We start from the raw sequence: 19106 nt of genomic DNA, 5'->3' as shown, positions 1-19106 counted from the left end.
GGTTATGTGTATTACATCACTCAGCACCTTGTTGCAGGGAATCGCACCGGTACCGTCGGTGTTTGATGTCACAATCCACGGCCTGAAGACCGACAGCCGTGACGTCAGGTCGGGCGACGCGTTCGTTGCCCTGGCCGGTGCCCGAACACCCGCCGACCACTACATCGAACAGGCGATCGGTGCGGGTGCCACCGTAATCCTGTTGGAGTCAGCGCAGCCGGATGAATGCTACGAGCATGAAGGTGTTCTTATCGTTCCGGTGACGATGTTGCGCGCTCACCTCGGGAAGCTCGCGGATCGATTTTTCGAGCATCCCTCCCAACGATTGCGCCTGATTGGCGTGACCGGGACGAATGGCAAGACGTCAGTAAGCCATTACATAGCGACATTGCTACAGGAAACCGGCACACCATGCGGCGTTATCGGCACCCTCGGCTATGGTATGCCCGGTGCGCTGCAGGAAGGTACACACACCACGCCGGATGTCGTGCAGCTAAACCGCGTACTGTCGAAAATCATCGCCCAGGGTGGACGCGCGGCGGCGATGGAGGTCTCTTCACACGCACTCGAACAGGGGCGGGTCGACAACCTGACCATGACCGGCGCAGTGTTTACCAATCTTACCCGGGACCACCTGGACTACCACGGTTCCATGGATGCATACGGAGCGGCGAAGGCCCGTCTTTTTCATCGCGAAGAGCTGCATTTCGCGGTCATCAACTTCGATGATCCGTTTGGAAGGCAGCTCTATGAGAAGCTTGATGGCAAATGTGACCGTGTCCGTTACAGCCTGCACGAGGCCCAGACCGAGCTCTGGCTAACGGAGTTCGCACCATCCATTGACGGTTTCAGCGCCAGCGTAGACGGGCTGTGGGGCAGGTTTGATGTGTCCGCCCGGGTTTTGGGTAGCTTTAACGTCAGCAACATTCTCGCAGCCATGGCAGGCGTGCTCAGCCTGGGTGTGCCGGTAGAGCGGGTTCAGCAAGCGGTTGAGCGGTTGTCGCCCCCACCGGGACGGCTGGAGCCCTTCGCCGGCAGTAACGATGTGCGCGTTGTTGTGGATTACGCCCATACCCCGGATGCTCTGAACAGTGCCCTTGCCGCCTTGCGCCCGCATGTTGGCGGGCGGCTTTTCTGTGTATTCGGCTGTGGCGGCGACCGCGACACCGGTAAGCGGCCAGAGATGGCCCGGGAAGCGGAAAAAGGGGCCGATGTCGTGATCGTGACGGACGACAATCCGCGCAGTGAAGACCCGGAAGCCATTACTTCCGACATCGTCGCTGGGTTTGAGAATCCTGACCAGGTCGCGGTTATCCATGATCGTGCTGAGGCGATTCGCCAGGCCATTCATTCTGCTGTGGCAGGAGACATTGTACTGATTGCCGGAAAGGGCCACGAAGCATGGCAGGAAGTGGCAGGCCAGAGATTTCCGTTCAGCGACGCTGAGCAGGTGCGACATGCGCTGTCGCTGAATGGAGGTGTCGCATGATGCAGTCATTCGCGCTGGCCGATGCCGTCAACTGGCTTGGCGGTACTGTGGCAGTGGGCAATCTGGAAGGCTTGAAGTTTGACGGTGTCTCGACCGACACGCGTCGAATCGCCAGCGGAGACGTGTTCGTGGCGCTTCGGGGTGAGAACTTCGACGGGCACGATTATCTGGCTGTGGCCGAGAAGGCTGGAGCCGTGGCTGCTGTTGTAGACAAGCCAGACCCGAGCCTGGGGCTTCCGCAAATCCGGGTTTCGGACACGGTAGACGCATTGGCACAACTGGCCCTGGCCAATCGCAATGCCAGCACCGCGCGTTTTGTGGCGATCACCGGTAGCAGCGGTAAGACCACGGTACGCGAAATGGTGGCCGCGATTCTTTCGCAGGTGGGTAATACCCTCGCCACCGAGGGCAACCTCAATAACCACATTGGCGTTCCCCTGACGCTGTTCAGGCTGTCACCGGAACACCAGTTGGGCGCGATAGAACTCGGAGCCAGCGGCCTGGGGGAAATAGCCCACACCGTCAATATTGTTCGGCCGGAGGTGGTCATCCTCACCAACGCCGGGCAGGCGCATCTGGAAGGGTTTGGCGGTTATGACAACGTGGTGCGCGCAAAGGGTGAAATCATTGATGGCGCGCCAGCATCCGGTCTTGTGGTCCTGAACAGTGATGACCCGGCCTTCGATCTATGGCGTCAGCGGGCGGGCCAGCGTCGGGTCGCAGGTGTCAGTGGCCGGGCAAGTGAAGGGGCTGATTACGTCCCCGAAGATATCCGCAGCGATGGCGATGTCCGGCAGTTTCGTGCACAGGGGCCGGACGGCTGGTCTTGTGACATCCGCCTTTCCCTGCAGGGCGAGCACAATATCACCAATGCATTGTTGGCGATTGCCGCTGCACGCGAGTTGGGTGCAGGCGATGAGGCGATAAAGACGGGGCTGGCGGCTTTGAAGCCGGTAAAGGGGCGCCTGCAAATGATGGCGCTGACACCGAAACTGACCGTCATCGACGACAGCTACAACGCCAACCCTGCCTCCATGAAAGCCGCTTTGGATGTGTTGGCTGCGCGACCGGCCGGCCGTGTGGCTGTGTTGGGGGCGATGGCTGAGTTAGGGCAGGACAGCTTAGTTCTGCACAGGGAGGTTGGTGAATTCGCCAGGGCGAGGGGCATCGAAAGACTGATCGCTGTGGGTCCTGGCTGTGAAGGATATGTTGAGGGTTTCGGAGACGCCGCTGAGGTGTGTGCGAGCCATGACGACGCCGTGCGTCGTCTGTTTGAGGGGCCTGCCGAGTCACAGACGGTACTGGTCAAGGGTTCTCGCAGTTCCGCCATGGATCGCGTGGTGGAGGGAATACAAGAAAAGGTGGGTAACGCATGCTGCTCTGGCTGACAGAGGCTCTTTCACAGTACTTTTCCGCGCTGACGGTTTTCCAGTACCTGACCGTCAGGGGGATCTTTGGGGTGTTGACGGCCCTTTTGATTTCCCTGCTGATCGGCCCGGTGATGATTCGCAAACTCAGCCAGTACCAGATCGGGCAGGCGGTTCGTGACGACGGCCCACAAACGCATCTGAGTAAAGCCGGCACGCCGACCATGGGTGGTGCGCTGATTCTGGTAGCCGTCGGGGTCAGCTCATTGCTGTGGGCGGACCTGAGCAATCGGTATGTCTGGGTGGCGATTCTGGTCACGCTTTTGTTCGGTGCGATTGGCTGGGTGGACGACTACCGCAAAGTGGTGGAGCGCAATCCGAGAGGACTGCCTGCTCGCTGGAAATATTTCTGGCAGTCAGTGATCGGGGCGACGGCGGCGGTCGTGTTGTTCATGAGTTCCGCACTGCCCCAGGAAACGTCGCTCTACGTGCCATTTTTCAAGAACGTATCGCTGACCCTGGGGCCGGTGCTGTTCATCCTGTTGAGCTATTTCGTGATTGTGGGCAGCAGCAACGCGGTGAACCTGACCGATGGCCTGGACGGGCTGGCCATTATGCCGACGGTGATGGTGGCGGCGGCGCTGGGCATCTTCGCATACGTGTCTGGCCATGCTCAGTTCGCCGATTATTTGCTGATTCCTCATTTGCCGGGCACCGGCGAGTTGATTGTATTTTGTGGCGCGCTCGTGGGTGCCGGCCTGGGATTTCTGTGGTTCAACACCTATCCGGCGCAGGTGTTCATGGGGGATGTGGGCGCGTTGGCGCTTGGCGCGGCGCTGGGTGTCGTGGCCGTGATCGTACGGCAGGAAATCGTATTGTTCATCATGGGCGGCGTGTTCGTTATGGAAACCGTCTCCGTGATTCTGCAGGTGGCGTCCTTCCGGCTTACCGGCCGGCGGATATTCCGCATGGCGCCGCTGCATCATCATTTTGAATTGAAAGGCTGGCCGGAGCCGCGCGTTATCGTGCGCTTCTGGGTTGTCACTGTCGTGTTAGTACTGGTTGGCTTAGCCAGCCTGAAACTGAGATAGGGAAGCAAAGCACCATGGGTGTCATCGTTTCAGATCGTCGAACGCTGGTTGTGGGGCTCGGTAAAACCGGGCTCTCCTGCGTGCGCTATCTGTGCGAAAAAGGCCGCGATGTTGCCGTGGCTGATAGCCGCCTGTCGCCGCCCGGCCTGGATGAGCTCAGGGCCGAATGGCCGGACCTGCCCGTGTACCTGGGGGAGTTCGATGCCGACCTGTTTGCCGGCTTTAACGAACTGGTGGTCAGCCCCGGGATCAGTATTGCCGAACCGGCCATTCGGGGGGCGGCCGACAAAGGGGCTGTCATTCGCGGTGACATTGACCTGTTCTCGGAGGTAGCGGACGCGCCGATCATCGCCATTACCGGTTCCAATGGTAAAACCACGGTGACCACGCTGGTCGGAGAGATGGCGAGGGCCGCTGGCCGCCGCGTGGAAGTCGGCGGGAATATCGGCACTCCGGCGCTGGAGCTGCTTGGTCGCGGTGCCGACCTCTATGTCCTGGAGTTATCGAGCTTCCAGCTCGAAACCACCCGGGAACTGAATGCCCTGGCGGCCACGGTGCTGAACGTCAGCGATGATCACATGGATCGCTACCCGGACAAGATGGCCTATTTCCAGGCCAAACAACGAATTTTCAACGGCTGCCAGAACGCCGTGGTCAATCTGGACGATGCCCTGAGCACGCCCATGGCGAGGGACAACCTCCGGTTCCTGTGTTTCGGTTTTCACCGTGTTAACCCGGATACGTTCAGTACCCGCGATGACGATGAAGGTACCTGGATTACCTTCGGCTTTGACAATCTGCTGTTGGCCGAGGAATTGGGCCTGATGGGCCAGCACAATATCAGCAATGTGATGGCGGCACTGGCACTTGGACAAGCTGCCGGATTACCGATGGACGTGATGCTGGACACTGCCAAGCGTTTCAAGGGGCTTCCGCATCGGTGCGAATTCGTTCGGCGGGTGAGTGATGTCGACTACATCAATGACTCCAAGGGCACCAATGTGGGAGCGACGGCCGCCGCCATTGAAAGCCTGGTGCCAGCGGGTGGAAAGATCGTGCTGATTGCCGGTGGTGAAGGCAAGGGCGCTGATTTCTCATTGCTCGCTGAACCCGTGGCAACTCATTGTCGCGCGGTTGTACTGATCGGCGCTGATGCTGAGACCATCGCCACCGCCTTGGGTAATCGGGTGGAGACGGTCAACGCCGCTGACATCGCAGGCGCTGTCCATACGGCAAAAAAGCTGGCCCAACCGGGTGACCGGGTGCTGTTGTCACCTGCCTGCGCCAGTTTCGACATGTTCCGCGACTACGGGGATCGTGGCGATCGTTTCCGTCAACAGGTGGAGGGGCTGTGATGCACGCTGACCTGTCCCTCACCAGTCATCACGGTTTGTTCCGTGATCTGCGCCCGCTGCCCCTACTGATCATCAGTTCCGCTGCGTTGCTGGTCATGGGCATTGTGATGATTTCTTCCGCCTCCATGGACATGGCGGCGGAAACCATGGGTAACAGTTACCACTATGTGATCCGTCAGCTCATTTTTGCCGGCATCGGCTGCGTACTTGCGCTGATTGCCGTCAACGTGCCGATCTCCTGGTGGGAGCGCAGCGGGTGGCTGTTGCTCGGGGTCGGTTTGCTGTCACTGCTTCTGGTGCTGACGCCCCTCGGGCGTACGGTGAATGGCTCCACCCGCTGGATCTCGTTCGGGCTGTTCAATGTTCAGGTGTCGGAAATTGCCAAGCTTTGCCTGATTGCCTATCTGGCCGGCTACGTCGTGCGTCGTCGGGATGAGTTGCTAAACACCTGGCCTGGGTTCCTCAAGCCGTTGGGCGTGCTGGGTATTGCCTCGGTGCTGCTGGTTATCGAGCCGGACTTCGGTGCCACGGTGGTACTGGTTGCTGCATCAGCCGGCATGATTTTCCTGAGTGGCGTCCGGCTTAGCCGGTTTATGCCGCTGATTGGCGTGTTGGTGGTGATGGGCTCCGTGCTGGTATTCACCCAGCCCTACCGGTTGAAGCGGGTTGTGAGTTACCTCGACCCCTGGAAAGACCAGTTTGATACCGGCTACCAGCTAACCCAGTCGCTGATTGCGTTCGGTCGTGGCGACTGGGCGGGTACCGGGTTGGGGAATTCGGTACAGAAACTGTTCTATCTGCCGGAGGCCCACACCGACTTTATCTTCGCGATCATTGCGGAAGAATTCGGGTTGTTGGGGTCGCTGATGGTCCTGGGCCTGTTCACCGTATTGGTGGTGACCGGATTTGTGATTGCGAGAAGGGCCGAGAAAGCGGGCATGCCATTCGCCGCGTGCTTCTCCTATGGCATTACTTTGCTGATTGGCTTGCAGGCCGGTATCAATATGGCGGTCAGTACGGGCCTGCTGCCTACCAAAGGCCTGACCTTGCCGCTTGTGAGCTATGGCGGTTCCAGCCTGATGATTACCGCTGTCTGCATTGGTGTGCTGGCACGGGTGGAGATGGAGAGGCTGGACCGCGAAAAACTGGCCAGCGAAAAGACCCGTAAACCAGCGGCCAGGGGAGGTGCGGTTTATGACTGATAAACGGCGCTTTCTGATGATGGCCGGTGGCACCGGTGGCCATGTTTTCCCTGCCCTGGCAACGGCGAGACAGCTGCAGGACAAGGGGCATGAGGTTTTCTGGTTGGGTTCTCGTGGTGGTATGGAAGAGCGACTGATCGGCGAAACCGACATACCACTGTCGCTGATCCAGGTCTCTGGGCTGAGGGGCAAGGGTCGCCTGGCTTTGTTGATGGCGCCGTTCCGGCTGATGCGCGCTCTTGGCCAGGCCTTTACGATCGTTCGCACCATCCGCCCACATTGCGTCATCGGCATGGGTGGCTTTGTGACCGGTCCTGGCGGTCTCTCCGCCTGGCTGAATCGGGTGCCGCTGGTAATTCACGAGCAGAATGCCATTGCCGGAATGACCAACCGCATTCTGGTGCGCTTCGCTCATACCGTGTTGGAGGCCTTTCCCGGGAGCTTCGGCACGACTGTGGTAACCCGCTGTACCGGCAACCCGGTCAGGCAGGACCTGGCCGAGCTCGCCGAACCCGATCAGCGGATGTCCGGCCGGGCGGGTGCGCTGCGGTTACTGGTGGTGGGCGGCAGCCTTGGTGCCCAGGTGTTCAATCGCACGTTGCCGGAGGCACTGGCTCAGCTGCCGGAAGCTGAACGGCCAACGGTGCGCCATCAGTGTGGCGAGAAAAATATCGAGGAAGCCGGTGATGCCTACCGTGACCACGGCGTGGATGCATCGGTGGAGCCGTTTATCAAAGACATGGCAGAGGCCTACGGCTGGGCCGACATTGTGCTCTGCCGGTCTGGTGCGCTCACCGTTTCTGAGTTGTGTGTTGCCGGTGTGGGCGCCGTGCTGGTGCCGTTCCCCCATGCCGTGGACGACCACCAGACCCGGAACGCACAGCAAATGGTTAATGCGAAAGGCGCCATCCTGATCCCGCAGCCAAAGCTGTCGGCCGATCTGCTGGCGGAAACCCTGACCGATCTCGGCAAGGACCGCCGCCGGATTCTGGACATGGCGAAGGCCGCAAAGACGCTGGCTCGCCCCGATGCAACGGAGAGAGTCGTGAATTACTGTTTGGAGGCCGCAAATGGCTGAATCCACAAATCCCCCGCTGGTCTATCAGGTGCCCGAGATGCGCCGTATCCGCAATATTCATTTTGTGGGGATTGGCGGTGCTGGCATGAGCGGTATTGCCGAGGTCCTGAAGAACCAGGGCTACGATGTGTCCGGCTCTGACATTCGTGAGAGTGCCGTGACAGACCGGCTGTCCGGCATGGGCGTTGAGGTGTTCATCGGGCATCGTGAGGAGAACAGTGCCAGTGCAGACGTGGTTGTGGTGTCGTCTGCGGTAACGGGTGATAACCCGGAAGTATCGGCGGCTCGCAGCCGACGGGTGCCGATCGTGCCCCGTGCAGAAATGCTGGCGGAGATCATGCGCTATCGCCATGGCATTGCCGTGGCTGGCACTCACGGCAAAACCACCACCACCAGTCTGATTGCATCGGTTCTGGGAGAGGCTGGCCTGGATCCCACCTTTGTGATTGGTGGCAAGCTCAATAGCGCCGGAACCAACGCGCAGCTTGGCGGCTCCCGCTATCTGGTGGCTGAGGCCGATGAAAGCGATGCCTCATTCCTTCACTTGACGCCGGTGATCTCGGTGGTGACCAACATTGAAGCCGACCATATGGACACCTATGGCGGAGACGTTGGGCGCCTGAAACAGACATTCGTGGATTTCCTCCACAACCTGCCGTTTTACGGCGTTGCGGTGATGTGTGTGGATGACGGCTTTGTGCAGGAAATCATCCCCAGGATTTCCCGCGCCATCATTACCTATGGCATCGATAATCCGGATGCCGACTACCGGGCGGAAAACATTGAATCCGATGGCCTTCGGACTCGGTTTGTCGTTCGCCGCCCGGGTGGCCGTAGTGATTTGGACGTTGAACTGAAAATGCCCGGTCGCCACAACGTACTGAATGCCCTGGCGGCTATTGCCGTGGCCACTGATGAGGGCGTGGATGATGCCGCCATCTGTCGGGGCCTTGCAGGTTTTGCCGGGGTTGGACGCCGGTTCCAGGTCTACGGTGATTACAACACCCGCAAAGGCACTGTCACCTTGATTGATGACTATGGGCACCATCCCACGGAAGTGGAGGCCGTTATCCGGGCGGCCCGTGATGCCTGGCCGGATCGCAGGCTGGTCATGCTTTATCAGCCTCACCGCTACACCCGTACCCGGGATCTCTATGAGGATTTCGTCAGGGTACTCTCGGAAGTGGACGGGCTGTTACTGATGGACGTGTATTCAGCGGGTGAGCCGGCGATACCGGGTGCGGATGGTCGTGCATTGTGTCGCAGCCTGCGGCAGCGAGGCAGCGTGGAGCCGCTTTTTGTGGAAGAAAACGGAGAGATCGAAGCCCTGCTTGCCAACACGTTACAGGACGGCGATCTGCTGATTACACAGGGCGCGGGTGATATAGGCGGAGTGGCTGCGCGACTGGCAGCTGCAGGAGTGATTGCGGATGAGTGAGATGGCCAGGACTGTAGATTCACAAGGTTATCAGGCCGATCCGGAGACGCTGAAGGCACTGGGACGGGTGGCTGTCTTTATGGGCGGTGATTCCGCCGAGCGTGAAGTGTCACTGAAAAGCGGACAGGCAGTACTGTCGGCACTGGTATCCGCCGGAGTTGACGCCTATGCCGTGGATGTACGCGGTTGTTTGCTGAAAACCGTCGAAGAGCCCGAGTTTGATCGGGTTTTCATTGCCCTGCACGGGCGCGGCGGGGAAGACGGCACGATTCAGGCCATCCTGTCCCAGGCTGGTATTCCCTTTACGGGAAGTGACGTTCTGGCCTCTGCGCTGGCCATGGACAAGCTGCGCAGCAAATACGTGTTTGAAGGCTGCGGACTGCCAACTCCGAAATTCCGTGCCATGGGGTCCGTGGAGGAAGCCGGCAGCCTAGTACAGTCGCTGTCGTTGCCGCTGAGCGTAAAACCCTCGCGGGAAGGCTCCAGCATTGGCATTCGCAAGGTGAACAGTGAACAGGAGCTGGTTGAAGCATATACGCAGGCGGCCGCGCTGGACCCTCTGGTTCTCGTCGAAGAATGGATTGAAGGCCCCGAATTTACCGTCAGCCTTCTGCAGGATCAGGCGCTGCCGGCCATTGGCTTGAGTACAGACCACGTTTTCTATGACTACGACGCCAAGTACCTGGCCGACGACACCCGCTACCAGATCCCCTGCGGGCTGGACCCGGACAGCGAGCTGAAGCTCCAGCATCTGGCATTGGATGCGTTCAGGGTGCTCGGCTGCCGAACCTGGGGCCGGGTAGACATAATGCAGGACCGCCAGGGTGAGTTCTGGATTCTGGAAGTGAACACAGTCCCTGGAATGACTGACCACAGTCTGGTGCCCATGTCGGCTAGGGCGGCCGGTATCAGTTTCGAGGAACTGGTGGTGAGGATCCTCATGGACACCTTGGAGGCAGGCGATGCTTGAAAAGCTGCTGATCCGGAGCCGGGCGGTACCGTCCGACCCACCGAAGCGCAGGGGAGCTACCTCTCTTGGGCCTGAGCGGGACCGGTTTGGTTTGCTGAGAGCTGTATTGTCCGCCGTGCCCTGGGGGCAGGCGCTCATGGGAGCGGGTATTGTCCTGCTGGCGGCATTGGTTCCCTGGGGAACCAGCGAGGTGCTGAGCGCCATGGATCGTCAGGTCATGGCCATCGACGTGAAGGGCGAACTGGTGGGTGAAAACCGTACAGCGCTGGAGCGCAGTGCGGGCAAGTGGATAGGGCGGAGTTTCTTTGCCACCGATCTCTCTGACATCAAGGAGAGCCTGGAGCAGCGCCCATGGGTGGAGTCTGCAGCGGTCAAGCGCGTATGGCCGGACCGGCTGCAGATCGACGTTCGTGAGAAAAAGCCACTGGCGTACTGGAACAGCAACCGGCTGGTGAGCCGCAACGGAGAACTGTTTGCGCCGCCTAACCCCGAAGTGGCCGGGCGACTGCCTCGGCTGGCTGGCCCGGATGAGCGTGTGAAGGAAGTGATTGATATGGCAAGGACCATGTCGGATACGCTCACCGGTCATAATCTCGGGTTTGCCGGGTTGAGTCTTGAACAGCGCGGTGCCTGGACGCTGACCCTTGCCAACGGCATCGAAGTGGTTCTGGGCAGGGATCAGGTTGAGGCGCGTTTTGAACGCTTTGTCACGGTTTATCAGGAACGGCTGGCGTCGCGTTCAGACGAAGTCAGACGGGTGGATGCCCGCTACAGCAATGGGGTGGCGGTTCAGTGGAAGCCGTCAGAAACGGCCTCGCGGACAAAATCATAGCAACGCTAAATTCAGACCTACGGTTTGGTGAAACACATGTCATCGGTTGAAACGGAAAACATGATTGTCGGCCTCGATATCGGAACCTCGAAAGTGGTTGCGATCGTCGGCAAGCGCAAAATGGACGGGACCATTGAGGTGGTGGGTATCGGTTCCCATCCCTCCCGCGGGCTCAAACGTGGCGTGGTGGTCAATATCGAAACCACGGTCCAGGCGATACAGCGTGCGGTGGAAGAAGCCGAACTGATGGCGGGTTGCCGGATTCACTCGGTCTACGCGGGTATTGCCGGCAGCCATATCAAGAGCCTCAACTCCCACGGCATTGTAGCGATCCGTGACCGGGAGGTGACCCAGGCTGACATTGACCGGGTGATTGACGCCGCCCAGGCGGTGGCGATTCCGGCGGACCAGAAGATCCTTCACATACTGCCGCAGGAGTTTGTGATCGACAGCCAGGAGGGCATCAAGGAGCCCATGGGAATGTCCGGCGTTCGCCTGGAGGCCAAGGTTCACCTCGTCACCTGTGCGGTGAACGCCGCCCAGAACATCGAAAAATGCGTGAAACGCTGCGGCCTGGAAGTGGATGACATCATCCTGGAGCAGTTGGCCTCCAGTCACGCCATCCTCACCGAGGATGAAAAGGAACTGGGTGTCTGCGTGGTGGATATTGGCGGTGGTACCACCGATATCGCGGTGTTCACCGGTGGTGCCATTCGGCACACGGCGGTCATTCCTATCGCTGGTGATCAGGTCACCAACGACATCGCCATGGCCCTGCGGACACCCACGCAGAATGCCGAGGAAATCAAGATCAAATACGCCTGCGCCTTGACTCAGCTGGCCGGCGCGGATGAAACCATCAAGGTGCCCAGTGTGGGTGACCGGGCGCCACGGGATTTGTCCCGTCAGGCGCTCGCCGAGGTGGTGGAGCCGCGTTACGAAGAGCTGTTCACCCTGGTGCAGTCTGAACTTCGTCGTTCGGGATTCGAAGACCTGATCCCGGCCGGCATCGTGATTACCGGCGGTTCCTCCACCATGGAAGGCGTGGTGGAACTGGCCGAAGAAATCTTCCACATGCCGGTAAGGCTGGCCTGTCCGCAGGCGGTCTCCGGTATGACGGAGGTAGTCAACAACCCCATCTACGCCACGGGCGTTGGGTTGTTGATCCATGGCTTCCGCCAGATGGATCTGGGGCGGGCGCCGGCGCTTAAGGGTGAAGATGCACCCACGCTGTTTGAGCGCATGAAAGCCTGGTTTACCGGTCACTTCTGACGGCGAGCCGGGAGAAGACATACACGAAGGTATCTCGAAAATCATAATCTCGAAAAATCAGTCTGGAAAAGGCTGATAAACAGCACGAAGGAGTAGGGGAAATGTTTGAACTCGTCGATAATGTCCAGCAAAACGCTGTCATTAAAGTAGTAGGCGTTGGCGGTGGTGGCGGCAATGCCGTTCGCCACATGCTCAACAGTGATATCGAAGGCGTGGAGTTTATTTGCGCCAACACCGACGCTCAGGCCCTGACGGACCTGGATGCACGTCAGATTATTCAGCTTGGTGGCAATATCACCAAAGGGCTGGGTGCCGGTGCCAACCCGGAAGTAGGGCGTCAATCAGCTCTGGAAGACCGTGATCGCATCGCCGAGTCGCTGAAAGGCGCCGACATGGTGTTCATTACCGCCGGCATGGGCGGCGGAACCGGAACCGGTGCTGCTCCGGTTGTGGCTGAAGTGGCCCGGGAAATGGGTATCCTGACCGTTGCCGTTGTCACCAAGCCATTCATGTTTGAAGGTGGCAAGCGCATGAGTGTGGCGGAAGCCGGCCTCAAGGAGCTGGAGGAAACCGTTGACTCGCTGATCACCATCCCCAACGAAAAGTTGTTGGCGGTGATGGGTAAGAAAACCAGCCTGCTGGACGCGTTTGGTTCAGCAAACGATGTGCTGTTGGGGGCGGTTCAGGGTATTGCTGACCTGATTACCCGCAACGGTATGATCAACGTGGACTTCGCCGACGTAAAAACCGTTATGTCGGAGATGGGCAACGCCATGATGGGTACGGCGCGTGCCACTGGCGAGAACCGCGCCCGCGAAGCTGCAGAAGCCGCTGTTCGAAGCCCGCTTCTGGAAGACATCAACCTGCAGGGTGCCAAGGGTATCCTGGTCAACATCACCGCAGGTATGGATCTCAACCTGGGAGAATTCTCTGAGGTTGGCGACATTGTTCGTGAATTCGCTTCGGATTCCGCCACGGTGGTCGTGGGTACCGTGATTGATCCGGAAATGACTGACGAACTCAAGGTGACGGTGGTTGCGACCGGCCTGGGCGGTGACCGCGAGAAGCCGACCAAGGTGGTGGACAACACCCGTAGCCTGGATGGCACAACGGATTACAACCAGCTTGACCGTCCGGCCGTTCTGCGTCGTCGCGCCGTGGCTCACGGCAATGTGGCGATTGATCAGAGCAAGGACAGCGAGGAGCAGGGAGTCGACTATCTCGATATTCCCGCATTCCTTCGCCGTCAGGCTGACTGATAATCTGTTGCAAATGTATTCGGTAATGGAACCTTTGCGACCGAATTACGTGTGCTGACTATCAGTCCGGACTTGTGCCGGGAGGCCAATCAAAGGTTAACGATTGGTTAAATGGTATTCAGTCTTACTTTCTGGTATTCTCCGGGCAGAATTTTGCCCAGACTATATCGCTTTTATGTGACGGAAATATGTACCGATGATCAGACAACGGACACTTAAGAACACCATCCGCGCCACCGGCGTTGGCTTGCACTCGGGGGAGAAAGTGTATCTGACCCTGAAGCCCGCTCCGGTGGACTCGGGGATCGTTTTTCGCCGTACCGATCTTGACCCTGTGGTTGAAATCCGTGCCTGCGCGGAAAACGTTGGTGAGACCATGCTTTCCACGACACTGCTGAAAGACGGTGTCCGGGTTGCAACAGTGGAGCATTTGTTGTCAGCCATGGCTGGTCTCGGGATTGATAACTGTTTCGTCGAGCTCAGCGCCGCGGAAGTGCCCATTATGGACGGCTCTGCCGGTCCGTTTGTGTTTCTTCTGCAGTCCGCCGGTATTGCCGAGCAGGACGCCGCCAAGCGTTTCATCCGCATCAAGCGCGAAGTAACGGTTGAAGAAGGTGACAAGAAGGCGACTCTGCTGCCTTTCGAAGGCTTCAAGGTCAGCTTCGGTATCGACTTTGACCACCCTGTCTTCAAGGGGCGCGCCCAGACCGCAACCGTTGACTTTTCCAGCACGTCGTTTGTGAAGGAAGTCAGCCGCGCACGGACGTTTGGTTTCATGCGTGATATTGAAAAGTTGCGTGCGATGAACCTGGCGTTGGGCGGAAGCGTTGACAATGCCATCGTCGTTGACGATTACAAAATCCTCAACGAAGACGGTCTGCGTTACGACGACGAATTCGTCAAGCACAAGCTGCTGGATGCCATCGGTGACCTCTACCAGTTGGGCAACAGCCTGATTGGCGAGTTCCGTGGTATTAAATCCGGCCACGACCTGAACAACAAGCTGCTGCGCAAGCTCAGGGCAGAAGAGGATGCGTGGGAAGTGGTGACCTTCGACGACGAGGCCGCTGCCCCGATTTCCTACATGAAACCTGTGCTGGCGGCGGGCTGAGGCAGGACGCCTTAATCCCGGACGTGGCTTGCGAGTTTTTCGAGAACCTCGCGTAATTGTTTGTCCTTCGTGTGCCCGGCTTCCTCTTTGAGGAGCCGGGCATTTTCGTTACTGAGGGGGGTCATTTTTGCTTTCGGACGCTCGCTGAATCGCGGCGGAGCGACCTTGACCTTGAGTTTCCAGACGAAACGGAACAGCTCCTGTTTGCGAAGTTCTTCCATGATTTCATGCTGGCGGAAACGAATCTGGCTGGCGGTGGTGGCTGCCGTAGCCGACAGGACCAGCTCCCCGTCACGGCAACTGACAAACCGTGTGCCTTTGGCAAGACTTTCCGGAAGCGCAGCGAGAACGAGTTGTTCCGCCTGAGTATGATGCTGGGCTTTTGCCATCAGTTCACGCAGGGTTGAAGCCCTGGAGAAGCTGTCCGGAGTCAATTTGAGGTCGGTTTTCTTTTTCATGGCAATCAGTAATTCTCGACGACAACGGTAACGATTGGTTACACTTCGGCACGGTTAATAGGCAGAGCCTGTATTACACTCGTTTTACATTGTCTGGTGTGTGTATGTCCACGGGCGGCTGCTATTTTATTAAACGTAGTCGTTGCAATGGATAGCACGTGCGTTTTCAGACGCGATTTATGCTGCCCAGGATTGAGTAGTCGGATAGGAAATCCGCAATCTGGCAAAGGATGCCCCGGCAGGCCCAGTCAGAACACTCTGGATGCAACACTACAGGATCAGGTTGCGTCCACATGAAACCAGAAGACGATATGAACATTATCCTCGTTGGCAAACGCCATGGGAAATCCCGCACGGTTTCGGTAAACGCCCCTGTCCTGGCAGGCGCGGTGTTATTCGTGACTGCACTGTTGGTACTGGCGGGCTGGTCCGGCTATAAGGTGGCGGTGAGCCAGATTGAACCGGCGGAGCCTGCAGAATCAGAATTGGTCGCTCAGTGGCAATCCCGGCTGGGCGAACAGAAGGTAGAGCTTGCACGGATCGAGCGGAACGTCCAGCAGCAGGTTGATGCCTTAACGCTGCGGCTGGGTGAAATGCAGGGGCGTCTGCTCAGGCTTGATGCTCTCGGGCAGCGCTTTCTGGAATCGGGCCTGGTGGCCAGCGACGAATTCGACTTTGATCAGCCAGCTGCCGTCGGTGGCCCCGAGGAAAGTCTTGATGGCGACTCTTTCACCGCGCCAGAACTGACCAGCATGATTGATCAGCTTGCCCGCCGCATTGAAGATCGGGAGCAACAATTGCGCATGCTGGATATGGTTACTTCCCGCCAGAAGCTCGAGAAAGAGCTCTTCGTGGAGGGTCGTCCTATTACCTGGGGTTGGCTGTCCTCGAAATACGGCTATCGTTCCGATCCGTTCACCGGTAAGCGTACCTGGCACGCCGGTGTGGACCTGGCTGGCAAGGAAGGTAGCGACATTATCTCCGTGGCGGGTGGCGTGGTCACTTATGCCGACGAGCGCTATGGCTACGGCAACCTCGTTGAGGTGGACCACGGCGATGGCCTGGTAACCCGCTACGCCCATGCCAAGACCATCAAGGTCAAAGTGGGCGACGTTGTCCAGAAGGGGCAGGTGCTGGCTCTGATGGGCAGTACAGGCCGTTCCACCGGGCCTCACGTGCATTTTGAAGTAATCCGCAACGGCAAATCCGAGAATCCGGAAACCTACATCAAACGAGCTAGCCGCTAACCGCTTGTAGAGGCGCCTGTGAGGGCGCCTGATCTCTTCCCGTTGTCCCCGTCCGGCACTCTTTTTTCAATCTTTTCAGCGTTGTGACAGGCTTCTGTGAGGCCTGACTTTTGTACTGCTGCGAAATAAGGTTAGAATGCCGGCTTCCTCCGTTTAATCAAAGAAGCAGTGGTCTATGTTCACAAAGCTTGCAACCAAGATGTTCGGCAGTAAGAACGCCAGAGAAATCAAGCGAATGCGCAAAACCGTATCGCGTATTAATGAGCTTGAAGAGCAGTATGGCAATTTGTCCGACACCGAGTTGCAAGGCAAAACTGCGGAGTTTCGCCGTCGCTATGACGAAGGTGAAAGCCTTGACGCATTGCTTCCCGAAGCGTTTGCCACCACCCGTGAGGCAAGTCGTCGAGTCATGGGGATGCGCCACTACGACGTGCAGATGATCGGCGGTATCACGCTTCACGAAGGCCGTATTTCCGAGATGAAAACCGGCGAAGGTAAAACGCTGGTAGCGACGCTGGCCGTGTATCTGAATGCTCTGACTGGCAAGGGCGTGCATCTGGTCACTGTGAACGACTACCTGGCTCGCCGCGATGCCGAATGGATGGGGAAGCTGTATCGCTTCCTGGGGCTACAGGTAGGTGTTGTCGTAGCCGGCCAGCCGCCTGAAGAGAAGCGGGCTGCCTATCAGGCGGATATTACCTACGGCACGAACAACGAGTTCGGCTTTGACTATCTTCGCGACAACATGGCCTTCAGCACGGAAGACAAGGTGCAGCGCGGCCTCCACTTTGCCATCGTGGACGAAGTGGACTCGATCCTGATTGACGAAGCCCGTACCCCGCTGATCATCTCGGGCGCGGCGGAGGACAGTTCAAAACTTTACCTGGCGATCAACGAGCTTGTGCCAAGCCTTGAGATGGGTGAAGTCAGTGAAGAGGGTGAGCCCAGTGGCGATTTCACCATCGATGAGAAATCCCGTCAGGTGGAATTGACCGAAACCGGCCATGAAAAAGTGGAAGAGCTGTTGTTGGAAAGGGGCTTGCTGAAGGAAGGTGAGAGCCTGTACTCCGCAGCCAACCTTAGCCTGTTGCATCACGTCCACTCGGCCCTCCGAGCTCATCATCTGTTCCAGAAGGACGTGGATTACATTGTCCAGGGCGATCAGGTGGTGATCGTTGACGAGCACACAGGTCGTACCATGCCGGGCCGTCGCTGGAGTGAAGGTCTGCACCAGTCGATTGAAGCCAAGGAAGGTGTTCGCATTCAGGCAGAGAGCCAGACCCTGGCATCCACCACTTTCCAGAATTATTTCCGTCTTTACGACAAGCTCGCCGGCATGACCGGTACCGCGGACACCGAGGCGTTTGAATTTCGCCAGATCTACGGTCTGGACGTGGTTGTTATTCCGCCCAACAAGCCCATCCAGCGAATCGATTACAACGATCTGATTTACCTGACTCAGGAAGAGAAGTTCCACGCCATCATTGATGAGATCAAGGACGTGACGGCTGAGGGACGACCAATCCTGGTGGGCACGGCCTCAATTGAGGCCTCTGAGCTTCTGTCCATGCTGCTCAAGAAGGCGCGGATTGACCACAAGATCCTGAACGCCAAACAGCATGAGAGTGAGGCCCAGATCATTGCCCAGGCCGGTCGCCCGGGTGCAGTCACCATTGCCACCAACATGGCCGGCCGTGGTACGGATATTGTGCTGGGTGGTAACTGGGAATTTGAAGTGGCGGGTATGGAAAGCCCCACCGAAGAGGAAATTGCCCGTACCAAGGCCGAATGGACCGAGCGCCACAACCAGGTGCTTGAGGCTGGTGGTCTGCACATCATTGGTACCGAGCGTCACGAATCCCGCCGTATCGACAATCAGCTTCGAGGCCGTGCCGGTCGTCAGGGCGATCCTGGTTCATCACGGTTCTTCCTGTCGCTGGAAGATAACCTGATGCGGATATTCGCGCCGGATCGGGTGAAGAGCCTGATGCAGGCCATGGGGATGAAAAAAGGCGAGGCCATCGAGCATCGAATGGTCACCAACGCCATTGAAAAATCCCAGCGCAAGGTGGAAGGCCGCAACTTCGATATGCGGAAAACCCTGCTGGAGTACGATGATGTTGCCAACGACCAGCGTACGGTGATCTATGATCAGCGTAACGAGGTCATGTCTTCGGAAGACGTTTCCGAGATGATTAAAACCATTCGCGAGGATGTGGTGGACTCGCTGGTCAGTGAGTTCATCCCGCCGCAGAGCATGCCGGAACAGTGGGATGTTGCCGGCCTGGAAAGCCAGCTGCAATCGGAAATGGCGATCAACCTGCCTGTTCAGCAATGGCTGGACGAGGACAGCAAGCTCTACGAAGAGAATCTGCGTCAGCGTATTCTGGAAGAGATTGTCGCAGCCTACGACGCCAAAGAGGAACTGGCGGGCTCCGAGTCGATGCGCAAGTTCGAGAAGCAGGTGTTCCTGCAAGTGCTCGACACGCTCTGGAAAGAGCATCTTTCAAACATGGATCACCTGCGCCGTGGTATCCACCTGCGTGGTTATGCCCAGAAGAACCCCAAGCAGGAGTACAAGCGCGAGGCCTTTAACCTGTTCGAAAGTATGCTGGAAACCATGAAGCGCGATGTGGTTCGGGTGTTGTCCCATGTCCGTGTTCAGGGCCGTGAAGAAATGGAAGAGGTGGAGCGCCGCCGCAAGGAAGAATTGGAGCGGGAGCTTGCCCAGGCGCGACTGCGCCACGATGAAACCAGCGCCACCGCACAGCACAGGCAGGATGACAGCGCAGATGGAGCTGCTACCCAGCAGCCTCAGGGAACGCCGGAGACCTTTGTGCGACAGGACCGAAAGGTAGGGCGAAACGAGCCTTGTCCATGCGGGTCTGGCAAGAAGTACAAGCAGTGTTGTGGAAAGGTCAACTGATTTCCGCCGCT

General features: G+C 58.3%; 15 protein-coding genes. 14 read left to right on the top strand and 1 reads right to left on the bottom strand.

Going from position 1 to position 19106, the window contains the following annotated elements; genetic code table 11:
- Positions 1-4: 4 nt before the first annotated feature.
- From B2590_RS02905 to lpxC, 12 genes are all read left to right on the top strand, one after another.
- Positions 5-1489, top strand: coding sequence for a UDP-N-acetylmuramoyl-L-alanyl-D-glutamate--2,6-diaminopimelate ligase (locus tag B2590_RS02905; protein ID WP_286810047.1), 1485 nt, complete (start codon positions 5-7; stop codon positions 1487-1489).
- Complete coding sequence (locus B2590_RS02900; RefSeq protein ID WP_126810562.1) at positions 1486-2877, top strand: UDP-N-acetylmuramoyl-tripeptide--D-alanyl-D-alanine ligase; 1392 nt, start codon at positions 1486-1488, stop codon at positions 2875-2877. The genes B2590_RS02905 and B2590_RS02900 overlap by 4 nt, the downstream gene beginning before the upstream one ends.
- Positions 2862-3947: a phospho-N-acetylmuramoyl-pentapeptide-transferase gene (mraY, locus tag B2590_RS02895; protein WP_007154581.1), complete on the top strand. Its 1086-nt coding sequence runs from the start codon at positions 2862-2864 to the stop codon at positions 3945-3947. The genes B2590_RS02900 and mraY overlap by 16 nt, the downstream gene beginning before the upstream one ends.
- Before the next feature lie 14 nt (positions 3948-3961).
- On the top strand, positions 3962-5302 hold the full coding sequence (gene murD / locus B2590_RS02890) for a UDP-N-acetylmuramoyl-L-alanine--D-glutamate ligase (protein WP_286810048.1): 1341 nt from the start codon (positions 3962-3964) through the stop codon (positions 5300-5302).
- Complete coding sequence (gene ftsW, locus B2590_RS02885; protein WP_036203744.1) at positions 5302-6504, top strand: putative lipid II flippase FtsW; 1203 nt, start codon at positions 5302-5304, stop codon at positions 6502-6504. Before murD ends, ftsW begins: the two co-directional genes overlap by 1 nt.
- Positions 6497-7582 carry an undecaprenyldiphospho-muramoylpentapeptide beta-N-acetylglucosaminyltransferase gene (gene murG / locus B2590_RS02880; RefSeq protein WP_075194897.1) on the top strand — a complete coding sequence of 362 codons (1086 nt, stop codon included), beginning with the start codon at positions 6497-6499 and terminating at the stop codon, positions 7580-7582. The genes ftsW and murG overlap by 8 nt, the downstream gene beginning before the upstream one ends.
- Entirely contained in the window at positions 7575-9020 is a 1446-nt protein-coding gene (gene murC / locus B2590_RS02875) for a UDP-N-acetylmuramate--L-alanine ligase (RefSeq protein ID WP_075194898.1), read from the top strand. The genes murG and murC overlap by 8 nt, the downstream gene beginning before the upstream one ends.
- Complete coding sequence (locus B2590_RS02870) at positions 9013-9990, top strand: D-alanine--D-alanine ligase (protein WP_075194899.1); 978 nt, start codon at positions 9013-9015, stop codon at positions 9988-9990. The genes murC and B2590_RS02870 overlap by 8 nt, the downstream gene beginning before the upstream one ends.
- Positions 9983-10822 (top strand): cell division protein FtsQ/DivIB, encoded by an 840-nt coding sequence (locus B2590_RS02865; protein ID WP_036203755.1) that lies wholly within the window; start codon positions 9983-9985, stop codon positions 10820-10822. Before B2590_RS02870 ends, B2590_RS02865 begins: the two co-directional genes overlap by 8 nt.
- Positions 10823-10858: 36 nt before the next feature.
- On the top strand, positions 10859-12094 hold the full coding sequence (gene ftsA / locus B2590_RS02860; protein ID WP_007154574.1) for a cell division protein FtsA: 1236 nt from the start codon (positions 10859-10861) through the stop codon (positions 12092-12094).
- A 101-nt stretch (positions 12095-12195) separates the two neighbouring features.
- The gene (gene ftsZ, locus B2590_RS02855) at positions 12196-13353 is read left to right on the top strand and encodes a cell division protein FtsZ (protein WP_007154572.1); all 1158 of its coding nucleotides are present in this window, start codon (positions 12196-12198) and stop codon (positions 13351-13353) included.
- 196 nt (positions 13354-13549) lie between these two features.
- Positions 13550-14464, top strand: coding sequence for a UDP-3-O-acyl-N-acetylglucosamine deacetylase (gene lpxC / locus B2590_RS02850; protein WP_007154571.1), 915 nt, complete (start codon positions 13550-13552; stop codon positions 14462-14464).
- An 11-nt stretch (positions 14465-14475) separates the two neighbouring features.
- Here the strand turns inward: lpxC and B2590_RS02845 are convergent, their stop codons facing one another.
- Entirely contained in the window at positions 14476-14922 is a 447-nt protein-coding gene (locus B2590_RS02845; protein ID WP_286810050.1) for a DUF721 domain-containing protein, read from the bottom strand.
- Positions 14923-15215: 293 nt separating this feature from the next.
- On the opposite strand from B2590_RS02845, the gene B2590_RS02840 reads away from it, so the two are divergent.
- Positions 15216-16169: a M23 family metallopeptidase gene (locus tag B2590_RS02840; protein WP_075194901.1), complete on the top strand. Its 954-nt coding sequence runs from the start codon at positions 15216-15218 to the stop codon at positions 16167-16169.
- A gap of 175 nt (positions 16170-16344) precedes the next feature.
- A complete protein-coding gene (gene secA, locus B2590_RS02835) occupies positions 16345-19095 on the top strand; it encodes a preprotein translocase subunit SecA (protein ID WP_286810051.1) in 2751 nt (916 codons plus the stop codon).
- The last annotated feature ends 11 nt before the right edge of the window (positions 19096-19106 follow it).

The sequence above is a fragment of the Marinobacter sp. UBA3604 genome, assembly GCF_002375325.1.
Lineage (GTDB): Bacteria > Pseudomonadota > Gammaproteobacteria > Pseudomonadales > Oleiphilaceae > Marinobacter > Marinobacter salarius.
Note: the sequence above shows the minus strand (reverse complement) of the source record. Positions and strands in the feature narration are given on the sequence as shown.

Bases quoted from the DNA above. Each gene is read 5' to 3' on its own strand.
- B2590_RS02905 (WP_286810047.1), top strand. From the start codon at position 5: ATGTGTATTACATCACTCAGCACCTTGTTGCAGGGAATCGCACCGGTA.
- B2590_RS02900 (WP_126810562.1), top strand. From the start codon at position 1,486: ATGATGCAGTCATTCGCGCTGGCCGATGCCGTCAACTGGCTTGGCGGT.
- mraY (WP_007154581.1), top strand. From the start codon at position 2,862: ATGCTGCTCTGGCTGACAGAGGCTCTTTCACAGTACTTTTCCGCGCTG.
- murD (WP_286810048.1), top strand. From the start codon at position 3,962: ATGGGTGTCATCGTTTCAGATCGTCGAACGCTGGTTGTGGGGCTCGGT.
- ftsW (WP_036203744.1), top strand. From the start codon at position 5,302: ATGCACGCTGACCTGTCCCTCACCAGTCATCACGGTTTGTTCCGTGAT.
- murG (WP_075194897.1), top strand. From the start codon at position 6,497: ATGACTGATAAACGGCGCTTTCTGATGATGGCCGGTGGCACCGGTGGC.
- murC (WP_075194898.1), top strand. From the start codon at position 7,575: ATGGCTGAATCCACAAATCCCCCGCTGGTCTATCAGGTGCCCGAGATG.
- B2590_RS02870 (WP_075194899.1), top strand. From the start codon at position 9,013: ATGAGTGAGATGGCCAGGACTGTAGATTCACAAGGTTATCAGGCCGAT.
- B2590_RS02865 (WP_036203755.1), top strand. From the start codon at position 9,983: ATGCTTGAAAAGCTGCTGATCCGGAGCCGGGCGGTACCGTCCGACCCA.
- ftsA (WP_007154574.1), top strand. From the start codon at position 10,859: ATGTCATCGGTTGAAACGGAAAACATGATTGTCGGCCTCGATATCGGA.
- ftsZ (WP_007154572.1), top strand. From the start codon at position 12,196: ATGTTTGAACTCGTCGATAATGTCCAGCAAAACGCTGTCATTAAAGTA.
- lpxC (WP_007154571.1), top strand. From the start codon at position 13,550: ATGATCAGACAACGGACACTTAAGAACACCATCCGCGCCACCGGCGTT.
- B2590_RS02845 (WP_286810050.1), bottom strand. From the start codon at position 14,922: ATGAAAAAGAAAACCGACCTCAAATTGACTCCGGACAGCTTCTCCAGG.
- B2590_RS02840 (WP_075194901.1), top strand. From the start codon at position 15,216: ATGAAACCAGAAGACGATATGAACATTATCCTCGTTGGCAAACGCCAT.
- secA (WP_286810051.1), top strand. From the start codon at position 16,345: ATGTTCACAAAGCTTGCAACCAAGATGTTCGGCAGTAAGAACGCCAGA.